Source organism: Pseudomonadota bacterium (genome assembly GCA_039196715.1).
Classification (GTDB): domain Bacteria; phylum Pseudomonadota; class Gammaproteobacteria; order CALCKW01; family CALCKW01; genus CALCKW01.
On the sequence record JBCCUP010000132.1, the window covers coordinates 1 to 6,177 of the forward strand.

General features: G+C 63.8%; 4 protein-coding genes. 3 read left to right on the forward strand and 1 reads right to left on the reverse strand.

Features of this window, described 5'->3' with window-relative positions; all coding sequences use genetic code 11:
• The first annotated feature begins 108 nt into the window (after positions 1 to 108).
• From AAGA11_22355 to AAGA11_22365, 3 genes are all read left to right on the forward strand, one after another.
• Positions 109 to 1,044 (forward strand): sulfotransferase domain-containing protein, encoded by a 936-nt coding sequence (locus AAGA11_22355; protein MEM9605618.1) that lies wholly within the window; start codon positions 109 to 111, stop codon positions 1,042 to 1,044.
• A 202-nt stretch (positions 1,045 to 1,246) separates the two neighbouring features.
• Entirely contained in the window at positions 1,247 to 2,110 is an 864-nt protein-coding gene (gene panB / locus AAGA11_22360; GenBank protein MEM9605619.1) for a 3-methyl-2-oxobutanoate hydroxymethyltransferase, read from the forward strand.
• 138 nt (positions 2,111 to 2,248) lie between these two features.
• Positions 2,249 to 3,352, forward strand: a complete 1,104-nt coding sequence (locus AAGA11_22365) for a glycine cleavage T C-terminal barrel domain-containing protein (protein MEM9605620.1) — start codon at positions 2,249 to 2,251, stop codon at positions 3,350 to 3,352.
• 485 nt (positions 3,353 to 3,837) lie between these two features.
• Here the strand turns inward: AAGA11_22365 and AAGA11_22370 are convergent, their stop codons facing one another.
• Entirely contained in the window at positions 3,838 to 5,826 is a 1,989-nt protein-coding gene (locus AAGA11_22370) for a bifunctional 2',3'-cyclic-nucleotide 2'-phosphodiesterase/3'-nucleotidase (protein MEM9605621.1), read from the reverse strand.
• Positions 5,827 to 6,177 lie beyond the last annotated feature (351 nt).

Sequence of the window (6,177 nt, forward strand, 5' to 3'; positions counted from 1 at the left end):
CAGGTTTTCGATGCCAGCGGCGTTGCGTTTGTGTGCCAAGGGTGGCTGTCTTGGTTTAAGGTGTTGGTTTAAGGTGGCGAGCCAACCCACACGCGTTGAGGTGAGTGCATGGCTGACGAGGTGCTGGACGAGATCAAGGCGCTGTATGCGACCCAGGACTACGCCAAGATCGTCGAGGTGTGGGGGCGGGACCTGTCCAACTCGGCTGACTTCAAGCGGGCGGCGTATCAGCACTACACGCCCGGCAAGGGCGATGTGGTTGTCTCCACTTACCCCAAAAGCGGCACCACCTGGGCGCTTCAGATGGCGTACCAGATCGGCTACTTGGGCGAGGGGGACTTCGAGCACCTCGATCGGGTCATTCCCTGGCCGGACAAACTGATCCCGCTAGAGACACCGGAAGTCGATGACCGCAGTCACCTGGCCGATTCGCCAACCGGGTTGCACGTGATCAAGAGCCACCTGGAAGCGGCCTACGTGCCCTACCGGGAAGAGGCCAAGTACATCACGGTGGTGCGCGACCCCAAGGACATGCTGGTGTCGCTCGTGCATTTCGAGAACGGCTTCAACCAGTTGTTGTTTGACGACATCGTGCCGCCGCAGGTGTGGATAGACACGTTCATCAGCGACAACTTCATCTACCAGCCCTGGCCGATGTTCATCGACAGTTGGTGGTCCATCAGTGACCGGGACAACGTCCTGGTGCTCATCTACGAGGAGATGCAGGCGGACCCGCGCGGCACCATCCGTCAGTTGGCCACGTTCCTGGGCATCGACCTGACGGAGGCGCAGGTTGACAAGGTGGCGGCCAAGAGCGATTTCGCTTACATGAAAGCCAACAACCACAAGTTCGACCCGCCCGCATGGGATTCGGGGTTCGTGCCGCTGATTCGCGAGGGCAAGACCGGCAGCGCCAAGCAGTTGCTGACCACGGCCCAGCAGGCCCAGGTGGACGCCCACTGCCTCGGCGAGTTTGCCCGGCTCGGGTCTTCATTTCCGTACGCCGAAAAGTTCACGGTGGTGACCGACGTGGATTCGGACTGATCTGATTGTCTAGCGGGCTGACTGTCGGTTGTCGGTTGCTGCAACGTGTTGGTTCATCGGTGCTGCGATCGACGTGGCTGGTGATCTGCCCCTAGTAACCCCTTCCACCCAAGCACGCTGTTCGACTCCGTCGCACTGTTTGCCGGGCTCGTTCGAGACAGTAGACTGGCGGCCTTTGGCAACCTTGGCGTGGAGTGGCGCAATGGCCAACCCCAAACTCACGGTCCCGGCCCTGGCCGAGAAAAAGCGTGCCGGCGAACGGCTGGTGATGGTGGCGGTCGGCGAGGTGTTGACCGCGCGCTGGGCCGCGCGGGCGGGCGTGGACATTGTCGGCGTGGGCGACAGCCTCGGCATGACGCTCTACGGGCACGAGAACACGCTCGCGATGACCGTCGACCAGATGATTGAGCACACGCGGGCGGTGCGGCGCGGGGCGCCGGACACCTTCTGCATCGTGTCGATGCCCTACGGCTCCTACGCAACGCGCGACATGGCGGTCGCGAACGCCGTGCGCATGATGAAGGAGAGCGGCGCCGACGCGCTCAAGCTCCAGGGCGGGCGCGAGAAGTTCGACATCATCAAGGCGGTTGCCGACGCAGGGGTGCCGATCATGAGCCACGTCGGGCTGCTGCCGCACTACGTCCACCGGTTCGGTGGGTTCAAGATGCAGGGGCGCACCTGCGAGGCGGCGCTCGAGATCATCGACAACGCGCGCGCCATTGAAGAGGCCGGGGCCATCGGCATCGAGATCGAGGCGATGCCGTTTGAAGTGGCCAAGGCCGTTGACGACGCGGTTGATATTTTCACCTTTGCGATCGGTGCCGGGGCGGCTGGCACCGCACAGCTTCTGAACGGCTACGACCTGCTTGGCGCGTTTGACACCTTCAAGCCGAAGTTCGCAAAGCGCTACGCGAACCTCGCTGAGGTGGCTGTCGCGGCCTTCTCGGCCTACGCTGACGATGTGCGATCGGGTGCGTTTCCCGATGCTGAGCACAGCTATGCCATGAAAGACACCGAGCGCGATCGTCTGGCGCAGCGCCTGGAAAGGTCCTCGGGCGACACCTGACACCCTAGCCCGACGTCAGGTGGTGCGCCCGTGTGACCGCCGACGTTGCTTCGTACCCTCAGGCGCCCCGTGACACGGCGCCACCCCTGACCACCGTGCTCGGCGTGCCCGGGCACACACACAGAGACCACGCCCACCATGGCCGAGATTGGACCAAACACCCGCCTGCGGGCATCGCCGTTTTACGACGCCACTGTGGCAGAAGGCGTGACGGCGTTTTCGCCGTACAACGGCATGCTCATGCCGACGTCGTTCGGCCACCTCGACGCGGAGTACAAGCGGCTCACCGAAGGCGTGGCGCTCTGGGATGTCGCGGTCGAACGCCAGGTCCAGATCGAAGGGCCGGACGCGGCGCGTTGCACCCAGGTGTTGTGCACCCGCGACCTCTCGACCTGCCAGGTCGACCAGGGCAAGTACGTCGCGATGTGCGACCACCGGGGTGTGCTGATCAACGACCCGATCGTGTTGAAGATCTCGGAGACCTGCTTCTGGTTGTCGATTGCCGACAACAACATCCTGCTCTGGTCGCGCGCGATCGCGGCCGAGCGTGGCTTCGATGTCGTCATCACCGAGCCGGACGTCTCGCCGCTCGCCGTGCAGGGGCCGGACGCGGAGAACGTGGTGGCAGCGGTGTTTGGCGACTGGATCCGCGACATCCGCTTCTTCTGGTTCAAACACGCCGAGATCGAGGGCATCCCCGTCAAGATCGGCCGCTCGGGTTACTCGAAGCAAGGCGGCTTCGAGATCTACCTGATGGACGGGTCACGCGGGACAGACTTGTGGAACATCGTTCGCGAGGCCGGTGAACCCTGGGGCATTGGGCCGGGCAACCCCAACCCGTCTGAACGCATGGAAGGCGGCATGCTGTCCTTCGGCGGCGACACCGACGACAACACCAACCCCTTCGAGGTGCGCCTGGGCGAGTACGTCGATCTCGACGTACCGGACGACGTTATCGGCATTCAGGCGCTGCGCCGCATTGCGGCGGAAGGCCCGACGCGGCACCAGCTCGGTGTGGTGCTCGACGACACTTCGCAGTTTCAGAGCCACGCCATCTGGTACGACGTGTCGGTCGACGGGCAGGTGGTCGGCAGCATGACCTGCGGCACGTACTCGCCGAAACTTGACAAGGTGATCGGGTTCCTGCTCGTGCCGGTCAGTGTCAAACCGGGCGATAGCGTGGTCGTGCACAAGCACGGTAATCCGGTGCCCGGCACTGCGTGTGAACTGCCGTTCGTCTGACACTCGACTATCCACTGTGGGAGCGTCTATACGCCGCGTCTCGTTGTCACGAGGACACGGCTCCCACGGGGCATGTGGCTTCAGTAGCGTGATGCGGCCCCGATCCCTGTGGGAGCGTCATCCTTGGCGCAGCCAAGATGGCGCGAAAGTCTGGTGGCCAGGTTCGACATCCCTTCGCGCGGGTCTGCTGCGCAGAGCCCACGCTCCCACAGAGGTGTGTGGCTCCGGTGACATGATGCGGCCCCGATCCCTGTGGGAGCGTCATCCTTGGCAAAGCCAAGATGGCGCGAAAGTCTGGTGGCCAGGCTCAACATCCCTTCGCCGCGTCTCATTTCATGAGGACGCGGCTCCCACAGGGGTGTGTGGCTCCGGTGACATGATGTGGCCCGGATCTTTGTGGGAGCGTCTACCTCGCGTAGCGAGTAGGCGCGAGTGCTTGAAGGCGCCTGCCGTGTGCAGCACGCCCAGTGAGTCTGGCAGTCGCCTCAGCCGTCGAGACTGAAGCGGTACCGTGCGAAACCGTCCTCGGCGTCGCCTGCCGGTTCGATCGCAACGGCCGTCACGTCGCCCACGTGCTGCTTTGCAGCGGGCCCGGTGTCAAACACCACACTCGCGCCAGCAATCGGGGCGAACGACCAGTTCGAATCGGCCTTCGGGTTGATCGTGCCGCGGTCGACAATGTACCGCACGATCACGTCGCGGTTGGTGTCGGGGCCGACGAAGACCACGACGTCGCCGTTAATGGCGGGAAAGTTGCCGCCACCGCCCGCACGGTAGTTGTTCGTCGCCACGATGAACCGCTGCGCCGGGTCGATTGGTGCGCCGCCGTATTGCAGGTCCGCAATACGGCTGGCCCCCGGGTTGATGAGTTCGCCCTTCGGGCCGTACTTGGACGGCTGGGTCAGGTCGATGCGGTAACTGACGCCGTCGATCACGTCGAAGTTGTAGGAGGGAAACGACGGGTTGATCAACGCCTGATCGGCAACGCCGGCCTGAATCTGGTTGAACATGCCGGCAGAGCGCTCAAGCCACTCCTTCACCTGGGCGCCGGTGATGGCAACCGCACGCACGGTGTTGGGGTAGAGGTAGAGGTCGGAGACGTGCTTGATCGCCACGTCGCCCACCGGCACGTCGGTATAGTACTCCGGCCCGCCGCGGCCGCCGGCCTTGAACGGTGCGGCCGCGGACAGCACCGCCAGCCCTTCCCATTCGGTGCCTTTCATCATCTCGTTGATGTACCAGGTTTGCGCCTGACTCACGATCTGCACCGAGGGGTCGTCCGCGACCAGCGCAAAGTACGAGTGGAGCGGCGCGGCGGTCTTGCCAACGGCGCGGCGCACGTAGGCGAGGGTGGCCTCGTGGTCGGCCTTGACCGCGTCGAGCACGGCTTGCTGGCTCTCGACGAGGGGGACATTCTTGCGTTCAATGCGTTCGGAGATCGGCCGGGCTTCGTTCTGGAACGACACAATCCCCCAGCTGTCCCCCTGCATTTCAAGCAGCAGGTCCATCACGCCGAGGTGTGAGCCCCAGAAGCCCGACATGACAGCGGGCTTGCCCTGTAGCGTGCCCTTTGTGGCGTCGACGCCTGGAAGGTCGGCGTACTTGGGGCTCGGGAAGACGAGGTGGTGGTGGCCGGTCAGGAGGCCATCGATGCCGTCGACACCGGCGAGGTGCAAGGAGGCGTTCTCCATGCCGTCGGTGCGGGCGCCGGAGTCGATGCCGGAGTGCGAGAGTGCGATCACGATGTCGGCACCGGCTTCGCGCACCTCGGGGACCCAGGCTTCAGCAGCGCTGACGATATCGCGCGTCGACACATTGCCTTCCAGCCAGCGGCGATCCCAGTTCATGATCTGTTGGGGCACAAAGCCGATCAGGCCAACCTTGATCGGGTGGCGGTTGCCGTCACCGTCGGTGACCTCGCGGTCCAGGATGGCGTAGGGCTTGACGTGTGCGAGTGGCGTGTCCTGTTGCGCGGTGGCGCCGAGTTTTCCGGCCGCGACGTTGGCGCACACCACCGGGAAGTTGGCGCCGCCGAGCACCGCATCGAGGAAGTCGAGCCCGTAGTTGAATTCGTGGTTGCCGAGCGTGGTGGCGTCGAAGCCGAGGGTGTTCATCGCCGCGATCACCGGGTGGATGTCACCCTCGGACAGGCCTTTCTCGTAGGCGATGTAGTCGCCCATCGGGTTGCCTTGGACGAAATCGCCGTTGTCGATCAGCAGGCTGTTGTGCGCCTCGTCGCGGATGCTTTTCACGATCGAAGCCGTGCGCGCAAGGCCGACATTGTCGGCCGGGCGGTCACCGTAGTAGTCGTACGGGTAGACGTGCACGTGCAAGTCGGTGGTTTCGAGGATGCGCAGGTGCGCCTGGTTGCTTTTGGCGAACACCGAATAGGGGTGCAACGCAGCGAGTGCAGTACCGGCGCTTGCGGCCTTCAGGAACCGGCGGCGGGAAAACGGAAGGTCGTGTGTGCGCATGTGAACATCCTGTAGCGTGTGGCGAGAGCTCCACCTTACGCGCTTTTTGTGTCGCCGCGTTGACTGGCTCGAATGCGGTGGTGCGACATTCGCCGCGTCTCGCGTTGCGAGGACACGGCTCCCACAAGGGCGTGTGGCGTCGGTAGCGTGATGCGGCCACGATCCCCTGTGGGAGCGTGTATGGACTCCTCCCCGTTTGCAAGACAAGGCTTGGATGTATCAACACGAAGTCGATTGCGAGCGTGTATTCGGTCTCTGTGTGATGTTGCCGTCCAACATCGGACCCCGATGGGCTATCCGCACGCCAGCACCCTATCGACGTCACGAGTTGACTGCACTAAGGAACCTGCC

What these genes read in the sequence shown, in the direction of transcription:
- AAGA11_22355 (MEM9605618.1), top strand. Translation starts at nt 109, where the DNA reads ATGGCTGACGAGGTGCTGGACGAGATCAAGGCGCTGTATGCGACCCAG.
- panB (MEM9605619.1), top strand. Translation starts at nt 1,247, where the DNA reads ATGGCCAACCCCAAACTCACGGTCCCGGCCCTGGCCGAGAAAAAGCGT.
- AAGA11_22365 (MEM9605620.1), top strand. Translation starts at nt 2,249, where the DNA reads ATGGCCGAGATTGGACCAAACACCCGCCTGCGGGCATCGCCGTTTTAC.
- AAGA11_22370 (MEM9605621.1), bottom strand. Translation starts at nt 5,826, where the DNA reads ATGCGCACACACGACCTTCCGTTTTCCCGCCGCCGGTTCCTGAAGGCC.